This window comes from Rhodovulum strictum, from assembly GCF_009649175.1.
GTDB lineage: Bacteria > Pseudomonadota > Alphaproteobacteria > Rhodobacterales > Rhodobacteraceae > Rhodovulum > Rhodovulum strictum.
Genome location: NZ_WJPO01000001.1, coordinates 1 through 16,152, shown reverse-complemented (window position 1 = coordinate 16,152; position 16,152 = coordinate 1). Strand labels below are relative to the sequence as shown.

Sequence of the window (16,152 nt, the reverse complement as noted above, 5' to 3'; positions counted from 1 at the left end):
GAAGACACGCGGCCGGAACTGCCAGACCCGGAAGACGGAAAAGGCGCGCCGTTTCCAGCGCGCCCTTCAAGACCGGCCCGGTCGGGGTCAGTGTGCGATCTGGCTCGCGGCATCCTCGGCGGCAGCCTTGGCCGCGGCCTGGGCGGCAGCCTCTTCGGCGGCCTCGTCCCAGATGATGGGCACGGGCGACCGGACCAGCGCGTGTTTCAACACGTCACGCACATTGGCCACGGGGATGATCGTCATCCCCTGTTTCACGTTCTCGGGGATCTCGCGCAGATCCTTTTCGTTTTCCTCGGGGATCAGCACGGTCTTGATGCCGCCCCGAAGCGCCGCCAGCAGCTTTTCCTTGAGCCCACCGATGGCCAGCACATTGCCGCGCAGCGTCACCTCGCCGGTCATGGCGATGTCCTTGCGCACCGGGATGCCGGTCAGCACCGAGACGATGGAGGTCACCATCGCGATGCCCGCCGACGGCCCGTCCTTGGGCGTGGCGCCCTCGGGGACGTGGACGTGGATATCCACCTTCTCGAACTGGGGCGGCCTGACGCCGATCTCGGGCGCGATGGAGCGCACGAAGGACGAGGCCGCGTCGATCGATTCCTTCATCACGTCGCCGAGCTTGCCGGTGGTCTTCATCCGGCCCTTGCCGGGCAGCTTGAGCGCCTCGATCGACAGCAGGTCGCCGCCGACGCTGGTCCAGGCCAGCCCCGTGACCACGCCGACCTGGTCTTCCTTCTCGGCCAGGCCATAGCGGAACTTCTTGACGCCGAGGTAATCCTCGAGCTGCTCGGGCGCGATGGTGACCTTGTCGGTCTCCTTCTTGATGAGCCGGGTCACCGACTTGCGCGCCAGCTTGGCAATCTCGCGTTCCAGGTTCCGTACCCCCGCCTCGCGGGTATAGCGGCGGATGATCTCGGTCAGCGCGGGCTCGGTCAGCTCGAATTCCCTGGGCTTCAGCCCGTGGTTCTTCATCTGCTTGGGCACAAGATGACGGGTCGCGATCTCGCGCTTCTCGTCCTCGGTGTAGCCCGCAAGGCTGATGATCTCCATCCGGTCCAGCAGCGGGCCGGGCATGTTGTAGGAATTCGCCGTGGTGATGAACATCACGTTCGAGAGGTCGTATTCCACCTCGAGGTAGTGGTCGACGAAGCTCGCGTTCTGTTCGGGGTCCAGCACCTCCAGCATCGCGCTGGCCGGATCGCCGCGGAAGTCCTGGCCCATCTTGTCGATCTCGTCGAGCAGGATCAGCGGGTTGGTGGACTTGGCCTTCTTCATCGCCTGGATGATCTTGCCCGGCATCGAGCCGATATAGGTGCGCCGGTGGCCGCGGATCTCGGATTCGTCGCGCACACCGCCCAGGCTGATGCGGATGAACTCGCGCCCCGTGGCCCGCGCGACCGACTTGCCGAGCGAGGTCTTGCCCACGCCCGGAGGTCCGACAAGGCACAGGATCGGCCCCTTCAGCTTCTGGCTGCGCTGCTGCACCGCCAGATATTCGACGATACGTTCCTTGACCTTTTCCAGCCCGAAATGATCCTCGTCCAGAACGGCCTCGGCGCGGGTCAGATCCTTCTTGACCCGGGTCTTGACGTTCCAGGGCAGCGACAGCATCCATTCCAGATAGTTGCGCACCACGGTCGCCTCGGCCGACATCGGCGACATCGACTTGAGCTTCTTGATCTCGGCCTCGGCCTTCTCGCGCGCCTCCTTCGAGAGCTTGACGCCCGCTACGCGCTCCTCAAGCTCGGCGATCTCGTTCTGGCCCTCGTCGCCATCGCCAAGCTCGCGCTGGATCGCCTTCATCTGCTCGTTGAGGTAATATTCGCGCTGGGTCCGCTCCATCTGCGACTTGACGCGGGTCTTGATCTTCTTCTCGACCTGAAGGACGCTCATCTCGCCCTGCATCAGGCCATAGACCTTTTCCAGCCGCTCGGCGATCACCAGCGTTTCCAGAAGTTCCTGCTTCTGGGCGACGTCGATACCCAGATGGCCCGCGATCAGGTCGGCCAGCTTGTCGGGCGTGCGCGTCTCGGCAACGGTGGACAGCGCCTCTTCGGGGATGTTCTTCTTGATCTTGGAATAACGCTCGAACTCGGGTCCGACCGAACGCAGCAGCGCCTCGACCGTGGCCTGGTCGCCCAGATCCTCGGCCAGATGCTCGGCCCGAGCCTCGAAGAACGCGGCGTTTTCAAGGAATTCGGTGATGCGCACCCGCGTCTTGCCCTCGACCAGAACCTTCACGGTCCCGTCGGGCAGCTTGAGCAGTTGCAGCACATTCGCCAGAACGCCGGTGCGGTAGATGCCATCGGTCGCGGGCTCGTCCACCGAGGGGTCGATCTGCGCCGACAGCAGGATCTGCTTGTCGTCCTGCATCACCTCTTCCAGCGCGCGAACGGATTTCTCGCGGCCCACGAAGAGCGGCACGATCATGTGGGGAAAGACCACGATGTCGCGCAGCGGCAGAACGGGATAGGATTGGGCGGTAAGGTTAGTCATGCGTGTTCCCTGGTCTGGCAAGAGGACACCGGCCCCGGCTGGCGGCAGCCCATCGGCCCTCTCCGGTCTGGCCCAACATCTGGGGGTTTTCCCCCGGGGATTCAACCAGACGGCTTCGAGTTGCCGTTCAGAATGCCTGCCCGGCCCGCTCGGCGCAAGCGTGCATGTGCGGCGCAGAGGCCCGTCTCCCTCCCCCGAGAGGCAAAAGCCGTCACAATGTCTTCGCAATAGCTTTATGCGAATTTGATCCAACCGTCGCGCATTCCGCCTAATCCGTCGCCAGTGGATGGACTGTTTCCACACTCCCGAATGCGTTCCTCACAGGAGACTGGCATGACTCGCATGATCGCGACCGCCGCGGCCTTGGCCATGGCAATGATCGCCCCGGCCCAGGCGGCCACCGTTTACAATACCCTGTCCGGCGAGGCGCCGCTGGTGATCGCCCATCGCGGCGCAAGCGGCCACCTGCCCGAGCACACGCTGGCGGCCTATGAACTGGCCATCAAGATGGGCGCGCAGGTGGTCGAGCCCGACCTGCAACTGACCGCCGATGGCGTTCTGGTCGCCATCCATGACGCCACGCTGACCCGTACCACGAATGTCGCCGAGCTGTTCGAGCCGCGCAATGGCGGCTACCTTGTGTCCGATTTCACGCTGGCCGAGATCAAGACCCTGACCGCCCTGCCCACGCGCACCGCCAGCACGTCCTATCCGGACTACACCCCCTCGATGGCAGACCCGTTCAAGGTGCCCACCTTCCAGGAGGTGATGGATCTGGTGAACGCCCATAACGCGGCGACCGGCGCGCAGATCGGCATCTATCCGGAATCGAAGGTGCCGAACAATCCGGTGATGAACGTGCAGATCGTCAACGAGATGAAGGCCAACGGCTTTGACGGGTCGGCACCGAACAGCTTCCTTCAGACCTTCAGCCATGAGGGCGCGCGCCATCTGTCCGAATTGCAGGCGGCGCTGGGCATGACCAATGGCGTCGCCGCGCTGGGCTATGTCATCAAGACCGACGATGTCTATGGCGTCTACGACGCCACGACGGCCGCGATCTCGTCGCTGGACGAGCTTGCGGGGTTTGTCACCGGGCTGGGCGTGAACCTCGGCTACGATCTCGATGCCGGCTTCATCGCGGCAGCCCATGCGCTGGGCCTTGTCGTGCATGGCTGGACCTTCCGCCCGACCACGCTCGAGGCGGCCGAGGCGCAATTCCTGCCCTGGATCGCGGCCGGGATGGACGGTTTCTTCACCGACTATCCCGATCTCGCGGTGGCGGTTCTCGACGGGCTGAGCCCGGCGCCGGTGCCGCTGCCGGCCGGTCTGCCGCTGCTGGCCGCAGGGGTTGGCGCGCTTGTCCTCGTCCGCCGTCGCCGCTGAGTGCGGCATGGGCCGGGGGCGTCCCGTCTGCCGGGGCGCCCTGCCGCTTGCGCGGTCACAGCGGCTCGATATCGCCCTCGGCACGCAGCGCATGGAAATCGGCCTGCCAGCCCGCAAAGCGCCCCTCGGCGATGGCCGCGCGCATGCCGGCCATGATCTCCTGATAGTAATGCAGGTTGTGCCAGGTCAGCAGCATCGAGGCGATGATCTCCTGCGACCGGAAGACGTGATGCAGATAGGCGCGCGAATAGCTGCGACAGGCCGGGCAGGTGCAGGTCTCGTCGATGGGGCGCGGGTCGTCCTGATGGCGGGCATTCTTGATGTTCAGCGCCCCGCGCCGGGTAAAGACCTGCCCCGTCCGGCCCGAGCGCGTCGGCAGCACGCAATCCATCATGTCGATGCCGCGCGCGACCGCGCCCACGATATCCTCGGGCTTGCCCACGCCCATCAGGTAACGCGGCTTGTCCGCGGGCAGGAAACCCGGCGCATAATCCAGCACGCCGAACATCGCCGCCTGCCCCTCGCCCACGGCGAGCCCGCCGACCGCGTAGCCGTCAAAGCCGATGGCCTTCAGCGCCTCGGCCGATTCCTCGCGCAGCGCCCGGTTCACGCCACCCTGCATGATCCCGAACAGCGCATGGCCGGGGCGGTCGCCGAACGCCGCCTTCGAGCGTTCCGCCCAGCGCATCGACAGCCGCATCGCGCGCGCCACCTCCTCGTCGCTTGCAGGCAGCGCGGGGCATTCGTCGAAACACATCACGATGTCCGACCCCAGCAGCCGCTGGATCTCCATCGACCGTTCCGGGGTCAGCTCGTGGCGCGAGCCGTCGATATGGCTCTTGAAGGTCACCCCCTGCTCGGTCAGCTTGCGCAGCGCGGCCAGGCTCATCACCTGGAAACCGCCCGAATCCGTCAGGATCGGCCGCTCCCAGTTCATGAAGCGGTGCAGCCCCCCCAGCCGCGCCACCCGCTCGGCACCCGGCCGCAGCATCAGGTGATAGGTGTTGCCCAGCACGATATCGGCGCCGGTCGCCGCCACGCTGTCAGGCAGCATCGCCTTGACCGTGCCCGCCGTGCCCACCGGCATGAAGGCCGGGGTGCGGATCGTGCCGCGGGGTGTGGCGATCACGCCGGTTCGCGCCGCACCATCGGTTGCCGTAAGATCGAAGTTGAACGCCGTCGCCATATCTGGTCTCGCATCGCCGCGCCGAAGATGCGTTCTTAGGCGATTCTGAAAGAATGCCAAGGAGGCGCCCCGCATGAGCACCGGCACAGCCCTTGCCGACCCTCTGTTCCGCCTCGGCTGGGAGGAATGGGTCGCGCTGCCCGGCCTCGGCCTGCCCGCGATGAAGGCCAAGGTCGATACCGGCGCACGCACCTCTGCGCTGCATGCCTTCGACATCGAACCCTTCGGCCCGGCCAGCCGCCCCCGGGTGCGCTTTGCCGTCCACCCCATCCCCGGCCGCGAGGATCTGTCGATCCCCTGCTCGGCCGAGATCGTGGACCGGCGCGAAGTCACCTCGTCGAACGGCGATTCCGAATGGCGCTTTGTCATCCGCTCGGAAATCGAGGTCGGCAACCGCCGCTGGCCCATCGACCTGACGCTGACCCATCGCGGCGGCATGGCCTACCGGATGCTGCTGGGCCGCCAGGCGCTGGGCGAGGATGTCATCGTCAGCCCCGTCGACAGCTTCTGCCAGCCGCGCCTGTCCTACGAGGTCTACCACACCGACGAGGTGCGCCAGGTCGCCCCCGCCCGCGTGCTGCGGATCGCCGTTCTCAGCCGCGAACCGCACACCTATTCCACCACGCGGCTGGTGGCCGAGGGCGAGGCGCGCGGCCATGTGGTCGAGGTGATCGACACCGCGCGCTGCTACATGGCGCTGGATGCGCTGACCCCCGAAGTGCATTACGACGGCACCCGCCTGCCCCGCTATGACGCGATCATCCCGCGCATCGGCGCCTCGGTCACTTCCTATGGCACCGCCGTAATCCGCCAGTTCGAGACCATCGGCACCTATTGCGTGAACGGCTCGGACGGGATCACGGCCAGCCGCGACAAGCTGCACGCCCACCAGATCCTTGCCCGCCACCGCATCGGCATGCCCACCACCGCCTTTGCCGCCTCGCCCAAGGATACCGGCAACCTGATCTCGCTGGTGGGGGGCGCGCCGCTGATCGTCAAGCTGCTGGAATCGACGCAAGGCAAGGGCGTGGTGCTGGCCGAGACCAAAAAGGCCGCCGAATCGGTGATCTCGGCCTTTCGCGGGCTCAAGGCGTCGTTCCTGGTGCAGCATTTCATCAAGGAGGCGGCGGGCGAGGATATCCGCTGCCTCGTCGTCGGTTCGCGCGTGGTCGCGGCGATGAAGCGCACGGGGGCCGAGGGCGATTTCCGCTCGAACCTGCATCAGGGCGGCCACGCGGTCCCGGTGCGCATCACCCGCGACGAACGCGAAATGGCAATCCGCGCCGCCCGCGCATTCCGGCTGAACCTGGCCGGGGTGGACCTGCTGCGCTCGGCGGACGGGCCGAAGGTGCTGGAGGTCAATTCCTCGCCCGGCCTCGAAGGCATCGAAAAGGCCACCGGCAAGAACATCGTCGGCCTGCTCTATGACGAGATCGAAAAGCGCGTCCGCCCGGTCCCGGTGCCCAAGGCAAGGCGACGGAAATGACCCCGGACCGGCGTGCGTGAGGCCGGGGGCGGTGGGTTGGCACCCACCCTACGGGTGCATGCCTAGAAAGAATCTTCAAAGAAATCCAAGTAGGCACGAACCTTCCAACCTTTGGACGTGACTTGTATTGATTTCCGCCGTTTATCAGACTCGTCCACTGCACTTTTCAACAGGCCTACAGCTTCTAAATTACGAATCTGCTGCCTCATTGCGTTCGGAGTCTCATATCCAAAAACCTCACAGTCACTTGGAGAAAAAACTTCAAATTGACACGCAGTCTCAAACACCTCAAGCGCACGCGGTCGCAATTCCGATCTAACGGAATAGAATGCCGTCTCAAGCTCCTCTGCCAACCATGCCTCAAAGAAATCATCTTCAAACTCATCACGCTCCTCGACCCGGTCTGAAACCCACATGCAGAAATCATCGCACTCGCTAAGAACGCTCCTTAGATTTCCGCGCATTATGTCATAGATCTCAATGAATTGAGATCGACTCAAAGGGAGTTTGGAAGAGCGAGAGTCCCGAAAAGCCCTTATTCGATTATCGAATATTTCACCAGCAAACTTCTCATCGAGATCCTCAACAACTACAGGCTTGTGCAATTTTCCGTCGAGTCGAGGTGAAGATGCAACGCCATGAACGATGCCCAAAGCGCCACAAAGCACCCAACGCACGCCACGGACAGAAAATAGAGAATCGCGAAGACGCTCAAGTGCATCGCGAGCATTCTGGCAAGTCTGGAGCAACTCTAGATTATCAATAATGCAAACAACGCCACCAGATGTCGAAGTTGGAAATATTTGCTCCAGCCAGTCTAAAACCGCCTTCTCAAAACCACTCTTCTCAAACCCTGAACCAGTATTAGTTTCCGATGAATAGCCGAGGCCAAACTGAAGCAAACTACCGGAGAAGGACTTTACCTGTGGACTATTCAAAAAACGATCTAAAGCCGTATTATTGGTCGTCCTTGTTCGCCCTGGTGGAGGCGGTATTTCAGCATGACATTCAATTAGTGTTTGCGCAACCTCGCGTAAGACGCTTAACCTAAATTCATCGGCATCAACATCTACCGATAGCTGAAAAGGTTTTCGACACGGGACGTACAGGGGACCGATGCCAGTCCTCAGGGTCTCACTAAAGGCCCTGTAAGCCATAACATTCACAACGCTAGTCTTACCTACGCCGTTCAACCCTTCAACCGTCACGATCTTGGAACTATTGTCCAGACGGCGCTTTATGTTTCGTAGAACTTCATCGCGCCCGACAAGCAGTTTGCTACCATGCTCGGTGGGCGGCAGCGGATCAGTCCCAAAAGGATTGTCCCAAAACCCCCAGTTCCGGTATGCCAATGCATTAACCTCCTAAAACCCCCTCAAACTCCCGCCATTCCCCCGCCGACATGCCGGAATTCTCCTGCGTCACATTCTCCCCCCTCAGCATCCGCCGAACACACTCCATCGCGGTCGCCGAGAGATTCACCCCGCCCATACGATAATCGGCAAAGGCCTTGTAGGCCAGCGGCACCCAGTCGGCGACGATCTCGCACATCACCTGGGCATAGACGCGGATCTCGTATTGCGCGTGGATGTCGGCGCGCAGGCGCAGGAAGTGGAAGAGGTTGTGCAGGTCGGTCTTCCAATACCATTGGGTGTAGATATTGGCGGGCAGGTTCATGCGGGCCAGTTCGCGGGCCAGGCCCTTTTGCCCCTCGGTGGACAGCATCGCCTCGTAATTGTCGTAGGCCCGCGCGGCGTCGGATTTCAGGATGTCCAGGACGCGGGCAGCCTCCTCGCCCTCCAGCAATTCGCCGCGGCCCTGGTTGTTGACCGTCGATTGCGCGGCCAGCGCGTCGGGGGCGGGGATATAGAACTCGCGGTCAAGGATCGAATAGCGGGCCGAGTATTCGTTGACGTTCGCGGTGCGGTGCCGGATCCATTGCCGCGCGACGAAGACCGGCAACTTGACGTGGAATTTCACCTCGCACATCTCGAAGGGGGTCGAGTGCCAATGCCGCATCAGGTAGCGGATCAGCCCCTCGTCATTGCTGACCGCCTTGGTCCCGCGGCCATAGGACACCCGCGCCGCCTGGCAGATCGCCGCGTCGTCGCCCATGTAGTCGATGACCCGGATCAACCCGTGGTCAAGCACCGGATGGGCCGTGTAAAGCCGCTGTTCCATGCCGGGCGAGACGGCGCGCAGCGTCGGGCGGGTCTCGGCGCGCTGGGCCTCGATCTCGGCAAGCTGGTCCTGGGTGAGCATGGCGTGGTCCTTTCACGGAAGACGAGTCGCGTGACACTATATCTATGCGTGCGCCTCGGCGAAACACCCAGATGCAGGGGGTGTGGCATGGGCGCCGCAGCGTGCTAGGCTCAGCCGGGAAAAAGGAGGGCGCGCATGCAAATCCGCTATCTGCACACGATGGTCCGGGTAAAGGATCTGGAGAAGTCCAAGGCGTTCTACGAGTTGCTGGGCCTGAGGGAGGTCCGGCGAATCGACAGCGAACAGGGCCGCTTCACGCTGGTCTTCATGGCGCCGCCGGGACAGCAGGACTGCCCGGTGGAACTGACCTGGAACTGGGACGGGGATGAGGGGCTGCCGTCCGACAGCCGCCATTTCGGCCATCTGGCCTATGCCGTCGAGAATATCTACGAGATCTGCGCCCATCTACAGGCGAACGGCGTCACGATCAACCGCCCGCCCCGGGACGGGCGGATGGCCTTCGTGCGCAGCCCCGACAACATCTCGATCGAACTGTTGCAGATGGACGGGCGGCTCGACCCGCAGGAGCCCTGGGCGAGCATGCCCAATACCGGGCACTGGTAGCACGGACGGCCCCGCACGGGGGCCGGGCCGTCAGTAGATGTAGCGGATCTGGTCGCTCCAGTAGCGTTCCATCCGTTTCAGCGCCTCGGTGATCTCGCTCAGCCCGTCGGCGGTGACCACGCCACGCAGCACCAGCCCCTCGGCATGGCGGGAGAACAGCCCGGCCACGATGTCGCGAATCTCGCGGCCATGCGGGGTCAGGCGGACGCGGACCGAACGGCGGTCGATCTCGCAGCGCTGGTGGTGCATGAAGCCCTTTTCCACCAGCTTCTTGAGGTTGTAGGACACGTTCGAGCCCTGGTAATAGCCGCGGGTCTTCAGCTCGCCCGCGGTCACCTCGTTTTCCCCGATATTGAACAGCAAAAGCGCCTGCACCGCGTTCAGTTCCAGAACGCCCAGCCGCTCGAACTCGTCCTTTATGACATCCAGAAGCAGCCGGTGCAGCCGTTCGACAAGCGAGAGCGCCTCAAGATAGTCGCTCATCACGCCGGTCCTGCCGCCTGCCTGAATGGGGGAATGGATACTCATCTGTTGCTCCGCCGTTCGCTGTGTTCCGGCAGGAATACGGAATCAGTCACAAATATTCGGTTAAAGCATGAGAAAAGCTGTCTAAACGGCTGTTCGAGCGGCCAATTCCCCGACCAGGACCGCCAGGCGGGCGGGTGGCACCGACTGCCCCGTAACCCATTGGTAGAGGTCGTGATCGTCCTCGGCCAGCAGCGCATCGAAGGCGTCGAGCGCCGGGCCGTCCATTGCCGCCAGATGCGCGTCGGCATAGCCGCCCAGAATCAGGTCCATCTCGCGCGTGCCCCGCCGCCAGGCGCGGATGCTCATCCGCTTGCGCCGCGCCTCAATCGTCTCGGACATGCTCATCCCTGCTCCTTCAATACGCTGCGCAGCCGCTTTTCCAGAACCGCCAGCCGGTCGGCGAGCCGCCCCATCTGCGACCGGACCTCGCGGATCTCGGACAGGATCGCGCGCACATCGCCCGGAATCGTCGCCTCGTCGGGCGGGCCGTCCAGCCCGTCGCCCTGCCCGTTCATCAACCACATCATCGAGACGTTCAGCAACCCCGCCAGCATCTGCAGCCGGTTGGCGCGTGGCTCGGCGCGGTCCTCTTCCCAAGCCTTGAGTGTCGAAAGCCGCACCCCCAGCCGCCTGGCAAGCTCGGCCTGGGTCATGCCCAGCGCCTCTCGCGCATCGGCAAGGCGGTCGCCGAAGGTTGCGGTCTCGTCGGAATACCAGCCGCTGGTGCTGTCGGTCATCGCGGGCTCCTTTCGGTGAAGGCGCTTGAACGGCTTCGGGCGAAACCCTATGGGAAAGCGTCCCGATGTTCAAACCGGAGCCCGACCATGCCCTTCCTCTCCGAGACACTTGCCCGCGTCAAACCCTCGCCGACCATCGCAGTCACGACCAAGGCGCGCGAGCTCAAGGCGGCGGGCAAGGACGTGATCGGGCTGGGCGCGGGCGAGCCGGATTTCGACACGCCGCAGAACATCAAGGATGCGGCCAAGGCGGCCATCGACCGGGGCGAGACAAAATATACCGCCGTGGACGGGCTGCCGGAACTCAAGGCGGCGATCTGCGCCAAGTTCAAGGCCGATAACGGGCTGGACTACACGCCCGCGCAGGTCACGGTGGGCACCGGCGGCAAGCAGGTGCTCTACAACGCGCTGATGGCCACCCTGAACCCCGGCGACGAGGTCATCATCCCCGCGCCCTACTGGGTCAGCTACCCGGACATGGTGCTGCTGGCGGGCGGAACGCCGGTGATCGTCGAGGGCGGGGCCGAGACCGGCTATCGCATCACGCCCGAGGCGCTGGAGGCCGCGATCACGCCGAAGACCAAGTGGTTCATCTTCAACTCGCCCTCGAACCCGACGGGTGCGGCCTATACGCGCGAACAGCTCAAGGCGCTGACCGATGTGCTGATGCGCCATCCCCATGTCTGGGTGATGTCGGACGACATGTATGAAAAGCTGGTCTATGGCGATTACGTCTTCTGCACGCCCGCCGAGGTGGAACCGGGCCTTTACGACCGCACGCTGACCTGCAACGGCGTGTCCAAGGCCTATTGCATGACCGGCTGGCGGATCGGCTATGCCGCGGGGCCTGCGCCGCTGATCAAGGCCATCGGCACCTTGCAGTCGCAATCGACCTCGAACCCCTGTTCGATCGCGCAATGGGCGGCGGTCGAGGCGCTGACCGGTCCGCAGGATTTCATCGCCGCGAACAACGCGGTGTTCCAGCGCCGCCGCGACATGGTGGTGGAGATGCTGAACGCCGCCGAAGGTATCGAATGCCCGGTGCCCGAGGGGGCGTTCTATGTCTATCCGTCCATCGCGGGCTGCATCGGCAAGACCTCGGCCGGCGGCGCGAAGATCATGGACGACGAGGCGTTTGCCACGGCGCTGCTGGAGGAAAAGGGCGTCGCGGTGGTGTTCGGCGCGGCCTTCGGCGGCTCGCCCGCCTTCCGCATCAGCTACGCCACATCGGACGCGGCCCTGAAGGAAGCCTGCACCCGCATTCAGGACTTCTGCGCCGGGCTCAGCTGAACGCGGCATCTTGCGCGGGGCGCGCGTGACCCCGCATCCGCGAGAACGGGCGCGGGGGGCGCTGCCCCCCGGTCCTTCGGACTCCCCCCGGGATATTTCGGTCCAGAAGAAGCAGGCGGCGTCAGGTGCCGGGATAGCGGGCGCGGCATGCCTCCAGCGCGCGGGCGGCGCTACGGGCGGATTCGGTGCGTTTGAGCCGCAGTTCGGCCAGTTTGGCGCGTTCGGCGCGCAGGTCGACCGCGACGGGACGATCACGGAACGCGATGTCGGGGCGATTGCACCAGACCATGCCGATCCGGTCGCGGTCGCCGAAGCGGTTAGCGTAGCAAAGCTCAAGACTGGATGTCCGGTAGGGTTCGCGTTCCAGCGCAAAGCCGCGGGCGATGGTCTGCTCGGTCTCGCGGATCACGAGGTCGAGCATCCTGAGGTCATAAAGCGCGTTGCGTTCGCAGGCCTGGCGCGGGCTGGTGCAGGCGGCGAGCGACATCAGGCAGATCAGGACAAGCGCGCGCATGGGGCGATTCCTTTCGGCTGCGCCAATGATACGCCCCGGGCGGCCCGGACCCAAGATGGCGGCGCGGTGGAACGACGGGCGCAAAACTGCTAGGCAGGGCCGAACAGGGAGACGCGAAAATGACCGAGCAATTCGACGAGCACAAGACACGGGCCGCGGCCTGGTTCCGGGCGCTGCGCGACGAGATCGTGACCGCCTTCGAGGCGCTGGAGGACGCGCATGCGACGGGGCCGTTCCACGATGCATCCCCGGGGCGGTTCGAGGTGACCGAGACGCGGCGCCAGTCCGAGGACGGGTCGGATGCGGGCGGCGGGCTGATGAGCGTGATGCGCGGCGGCCGCGTGTTCGAGAAGGTGGGCGTCGCTGTCTCGACCGTGCATGGGCGGCTGAACAAGCGGGCGCAGGCGGCGATGATGGCGCGCAAGGATCTGCCGGGGATGGCGGAGGATCCGCGCTTCTGGGCCAGCGGCATCAGCCTTGTGGCGCATATGCAGAACCCGCACACGCCGGCGGTGCATCTGAACACCCGGATGTTCTGGACCCCGCATGGCTGGTGGTTCGGCGGCGGCACGGATCTGAACCCCTGCCTGCCCCATGACGAGGATACGGCCGATTTCCATGCCGTGTTGCGGGCGGCCTGCGACCGGCACGACCCGGACTATTACCCGCGCTTCAAGGCTTGGGCGGACGAGTATTTCTTTGTCCCGCATCGCGGCCGGGCGCGCGGTGTGGGCGGCATCTTCTATGACGATCTGAACAACGGCGACTGGGCGGCGGATTTCGCCTTTACCCAGGAGGTCGGCCGCGCCTTCCTGCCCGCCTTCCTGCCGCTGGTCGAACGCCGCCGCGACATGCCCTGGACCGAGGCCGACCGCGCCGCGCAGCTTGCCCATCGCGGGCTTTATGCCGAATACAACCTGCTTTACGACCGCGGCACGAAATTCGGGCTGGAAACCGGCCATGACCCGGAGGCCGTTCTGATGACCATGCCGCCGCTGGCGACCTGGCCCTGAACCGGTCTCCGGGCATGAGAACGCCCCGGGCCATGGCCCGGGGCGCTTGTGGTCAGAGAAGCACAGGCGGGATCAGCCGCGCAGCGCCTCGAGCATGACATGCACGTTCTCGGGATCGGCTTCGGGGGTGATGCCATGGCCGAGATTGAAGATATGCGGCCCCTTCGAGAAGGCGGCCTTGATCCGCTTCGTCTCGTCGATCAGGGCCTGTCCGCCGGTCACCATCAGGTTGGGGGCCATGTTGCCCTGCACGCAGCCATCGACCTGCACATGCGCCGCCGCCCAGTCGGCATCCACCGAATTGTCCAGCGCCACGCAATCGGCCCCGGTCGCCTTGGCGAAGCCGATATAGTTCTCGCCCGCCTCGCGCGGGAAGGCGATGCAGGGCAGGCCGGGGTGGCGCGATTTCAACTCGGCGATGATCCGCTTGGCGGGCTCCAGCGCGTAGCGGGTGAAATCCTCGCCCTTGAGCGAACCGGCCCAGCTGTCGAAGATCTTGACCACTTCGGCGCCGGCCTCGACCTGTTGCGACAGGTATTCGATGGTCGAGTCCGTCAGCAGGTCGATCAGCGCCTCGAAGGTGGCGCGATCCTCGGCCTTCAGCGCATGGGCCGGGGCCTGATCGGGCGTGCCGCGACCCGCGATCATGTAGGTCGCCACGGTCCAGGGGGCACCCGCGAATCCGATCAGCGTGGTTTCGCCGGGCAGTTCGCGTGCCAGGATCCGCACGGTTTCATAGACCGGGGCCATGTGGTCGTGGATGTCATCCTTGCCTTTCAGCGCCTTCAGCCCCTCGGCCCCCGTGATGGTCGAGAGCCGCGGGCCTTCGCCGGTCTCGAACCACAGTTCGGCCCCCAGCGCCTGCGGCAGCAGCAGGATGTCGGCGAACAGAATCGCCGCGTCAAAGCCATAACGGCGGATCGGTTGCAGCGTCACCTCTGCGGCAAGGTCCGAGTTGTAGCACAGCGACAGGAAGTCGCCTGCCTCGGCCCGGGTCGCGCGGTATTCGGGCAGGTAGCGGCCCGCCTGGCGCATCAGCCACACGGGCGGCACCTCCTGCACTTCCCCCGCCAGCGACCTCAGAAGTTTTTTGGTTTCCGCCATCGTCTTCCCCGTTTATTGGTGCGGCCTGTCGTCCTCTGCCTGCGTCGGCTTGTCAAGTCGGGCCGAGTTGTCAGGACGACGTGACGCGAATAGAGGTTTGGCGCATGGCTATCACACTTCCCTCCCCCGCTTCACCCCTCAAGATCGGCACCCGCGGTTCTCCGCTGGCGCTGGCTCAGGCCCATGAAACCCGCGCGCGCCTGATGGCGGCCTTCGATCTGCCCGAAGACGCCTTCGAGATCGTGGTGATCCAGACCATCGCCGACCGCGTGCTGGACCGGGCGCTCAAGGAGATCGGGGGCAAGGGGCTTTTCACCAAGGAAATCGAGGAGGCCATGCTCGAGGGCCGCATCGACATCGCGGTACACTCGACCAAGGACATGGGCGTGGAACAGCCCGCGGGGCTGGTGCTTGACACCTTCCTGCCGCGCGAGGATTTCCGCGACGCCTTCATCTCGCACTCGGTCGGCGCGATCCCGGATCTGGCACAGGGCGCGGTGGTCGGCACCTCGTCGCTGCGGCGCAAGGCGCAGCTTCTGAACCGCCGCCCCGATCTTCAGGTGGTCGAGTTCCGCGGCAACGTGCAGACCCGGCTGAAAAAGCTCGAGGATGGCGTGGCGGTGGCCAGCTTCCTGGCCATGGCCGGGCTGAATCGGCTGGGCATGAGCCATGTGGCCCGCTCGGCCATCGAGCCCGAGGAAATGCTGCCCGCCGTCGCCCAGGGCGCCATCGGGATCGAGCGGCGCAAGGACGACGCGCTGTCCGCCCACATGCTCGAGGCGCTGCACCACGCGCCCACCGGGCAGCAGATGGCCGCCGAACGCTTCTTCCTGGCCGCGCTTGACGGCTCCTGCGAGACGCCGATTGCCGGGCTGGCCCAGCACGAAGGCGGCACGATCTGGCTGCGCGGCGAGATCCTGCGCCCCGATGGCAGCGAAAGCATCAAGGGCGAGGCCCGCGCGCCAATCGAGGATGCGTCCGAAATGGGCTGGAAACTGGGCAAGGACCTGCTGGCCCAGGCGGGCGAAGGCTTCTTCGACTGGAAATGACCCCTGCCCCGGGAAAGCCGCCGGTCCGGGGATGCCCGGGCCGGTGGGTGGGGTGGCGAGTGGTGGGTTGGCACCCATGTTACGGTTCCCCGGTGCGGGGCGTGGTTTGGCAGCCGCGATATGGAAACTATTTTCTGGACGAAAAGGATTTCTCGGCCAGGTGGTTTTCAAGGGCCTCCTTTCTAATTGAGCAATAAGCGTCTATCAGAGATGTTAGATTTTCACAGCTCAGCGGCGATCTCTGCATAAGGCGCTTTGGCGTTCCGTCGGGGCGAAAAGATTTTTGCTTCCATATGCCTATTATCAATTTTTGCAAAAGTTTAGTTGGTGCAGTAAGATCCTTTGGCTTCATGCTTGCCAAATAATCTCGCTCGCGTCTTTCAAGCTTGTCTTGGTGAATTCTGTTTCTTGACTTGTCGAGATCGTCAAATATTTCGCGCATTCCTGAATCTGCGCTTAGGGTCAGGACCCATTGATATACTTGAAGCTGTCCGGCCTGCGTGATTCAAGCTCCCGAACTGACGGGGGTGGAGA

General features: G+C 64.3%; 15 protein-coding genes. 6 read left to right on the top strand and 9 right to left on the bottom strand.

Annotated features, from left to right (window positions below; genetic code table 11):
* Positions 1-87 precede the first annotated feature (87 nt).
* Complete coding sequence (lon, locus tag GH815_RS00075; RefSeq protein ID WP_153746705.1) at positions 88-2,499, bottom strand: endopeptidase La; 2,412 nt, start codon at positions 2,497-2,499, stop codon at positions 88-90.
* A 333-nt stretch (positions 2,500-2,832) separates the two neighbouring features.
* Between lon and GH815_RS00070 the strand changes: the two genes are divergently transcribed.
* Entirely contained in the window at positions 2,833-3,885 is a 1,053-nt protein-coding gene (locus tag GH815_RS00070) for a glycerophosphodiester phosphodiesterase family protein (RefSeq protein ID WP_170290263.1), read from the top strand.
* A 55-nt stretch (positions 3,886-3,940) separates the two neighbouring features.
* Here GH815_RS00070 and tgt read toward each other — a convergent pair whose 3' ends face one another.
* Complete coding sequence (tgt, locus tag GH815_RS00065) at positions 3,941-5,071, bottom strand: tRNA guanosine(34) transglycosylase Tgt (RefSeq protein ID WP_153746704.1); 1,131 nt, start codon at positions 5,069-5,071, stop codon at positions 3,941-3,943.
* A 73-nt stretch (positions 5,072-5,144) separates the two neighbouring features.
* On the opposite strand from tgt, the gene rimK reads away from it, so the two are divergent.
* Positions 5,145-6,557: a 30S ribosomal protein S6--L-glutamate ligase gene (rimK, locus tag GH815_RS00060; protein WP_153746703.1), complete on the top strand. Its 1,413-nt coding sequence runs from the start codon at positions 5,145-5,147 to the stop codon at positions 6,555-6,557.
* Between the two features lie 62 nt (positions 6,558-6,619).
* On the opposite strand, the gene GH815_RS00055 is transcribed toward rimK, so the two are convergent.
* Entirely contained in the window at positions 6,620-7,909 is a 1,290-nt protein-coding gene (locus GH815_RS00055) for a P-loop NTPase family protein (protein ID WP_153746702.1), read from the bottom strand.
* 4 nt (positions 7,910-7,913) lie between these two features.
* Positions 7,914-8,819 carry an FAD-dependent thymidylate synthase gene (gene thyX, locus GH815_RS00050; RefSeq protein WP_153746701.1) on the bottom strand — a complete coding sequence of 302 codons (906 nt, stop codon included), beginning with the start codon at positions 8,817-8,819 and terminating at the stop codon, positions 7,914-7,916.
* A 135-nt stretch (positions 8,820-8,954) separates the two neighbouring features.
* Between thyX and GH815_RS00045 the strand changes: the two genes are divergently transcribed.
* Positions 8,955-9,383: a VOC family protein gene (locus tag GH815_RS00045; protein WP_153746700.1), complete on the top strand. Its 429-nt coding sequence runs from the start codon at positions 8,955-8,957 to the stop codon at positions 9,381-9,383.
* A 30-nt stretch (positions 9,384-9,413) separates the two neighbouring features.
* Here the strand turns inward: GH815_RS00045 and GH815_RS00040 are convergent, their stop codons facing one another.
* From GH815_RS00040 to GH815_RS00030, 3 genes are all read right to left on the bottom strand, one after another.
* On the bottom strand, positions 9,414-9,911 hold the full coding sequence (locus GH815_RS00040; RefSeq protein WP_153746699.1) for a MarR family winged helix-turn-helix transcriptional regulator: 498 nt from the start codon (positions 9,909-9,911) through the stop codon (positions 9,414-9,416).
* A gap of 81 nt (positions 9,912-9,992) precedes the next feature.
* On the bottom strand, positions 9,993-10,250 hold the full coding sequence (locus tag GH815_RS00035) for an FAD assembly factor SdhE (protein WP_153746698.1): 258 nt from the start codon (positions 10,248-10,250) through the stop codon (positions 9,993-9,995).
* Positions 10,251-10,252: 2 nt separating this feature from the next.
* Positions 10,253-10,648 (bottom strand): helix-turn-helix domain-containing protein, encoded by a 396-nt coding sequence (locus GH815_RS00030; protein WP_153746697.1) that lies wholly within the window; start codon positions 10,646-10,648, stop codon positions 10,253-10,255.
* A gap of 87 nt (positions 10,649-10,735) precedes the next feature.
* Between GH815_RS00030 and GH815_RS00025 the strand changes: the two genes are divergently transcribed.
* Positions 10,736-11,938 (top strand): pyridoxal phosphate-dependent aminotransferase, encoded by a 1,203-nt coding sequence (locus GH815_RS00025; protein WP_153746696.1) that lies wholly within the window; start codon positions 10,736-10,738, stop codon positions 11,936-11,938.
* Positions 11,939-12,059: 121 nt separating this feature from the next.
* Here GH815_RS00025 and GH815_RS00020 read toward each other — a convergent pair whose 3' ends face one another.
* Positions 12,060-12,452: a hypothetical protein gene (locus tag GH815_RS00020; RefSeq protein ID WP_153746695.1), complete on the bottom strand. Its 393-nt coding sequence runs from the start codon at positions 12,450-12,452 to the stop codon at positions 12,060-12,062.
* Positions 12,453-12,571: 119 nt separating this feature from the next.
* Here GH815_RS00020 and hemF point away from each other — a divergent pair, with 119 nt between their 5' ends.
* Entirely contained in the window at positions 12,572-13,465 is an 894-nt protein-coding gene (gene hemF, locus GH815_RS00015) for an oxygen-dependent coproporphyrinogen oxidase (protein ID WP_153746694.1), read from the top strand.
* Positions 13,466-13,537: 72 nt separating this feature from the next.
* Here the strand turns inward: hemF and hemE are convergent, their stop codons facing one another.
* A complete protein-coding gene (gene hemE / locus GH815_RS00010; RefSeq protein ID WP_153746693.1) occupies positions 13,538-14,569 on the bottom strand; it encodes a uroporphyrinogen decarboxylase in 1,032 nt (343 codons plus the stop codon).
* Positions 14,570-14,673: 104 nt separating this feature from the next.
* Here hemE and hemC point away from each other — a divergent pair, with 104 nt between their 5' ends.
* Positions 14,674-15,618, top strand: a complete 945-nt coding sequence (hemC, locus tag GH815_RS00005) for a hydroxymethylbilane synthase (protein WP_153746692.1) — start codon at positions 14,674-14,676, stop codon at positions 15,616-15,618.
* The last annotated feature ends 534 nt before the right edge of the window (positions 15,619-16,152 follow it).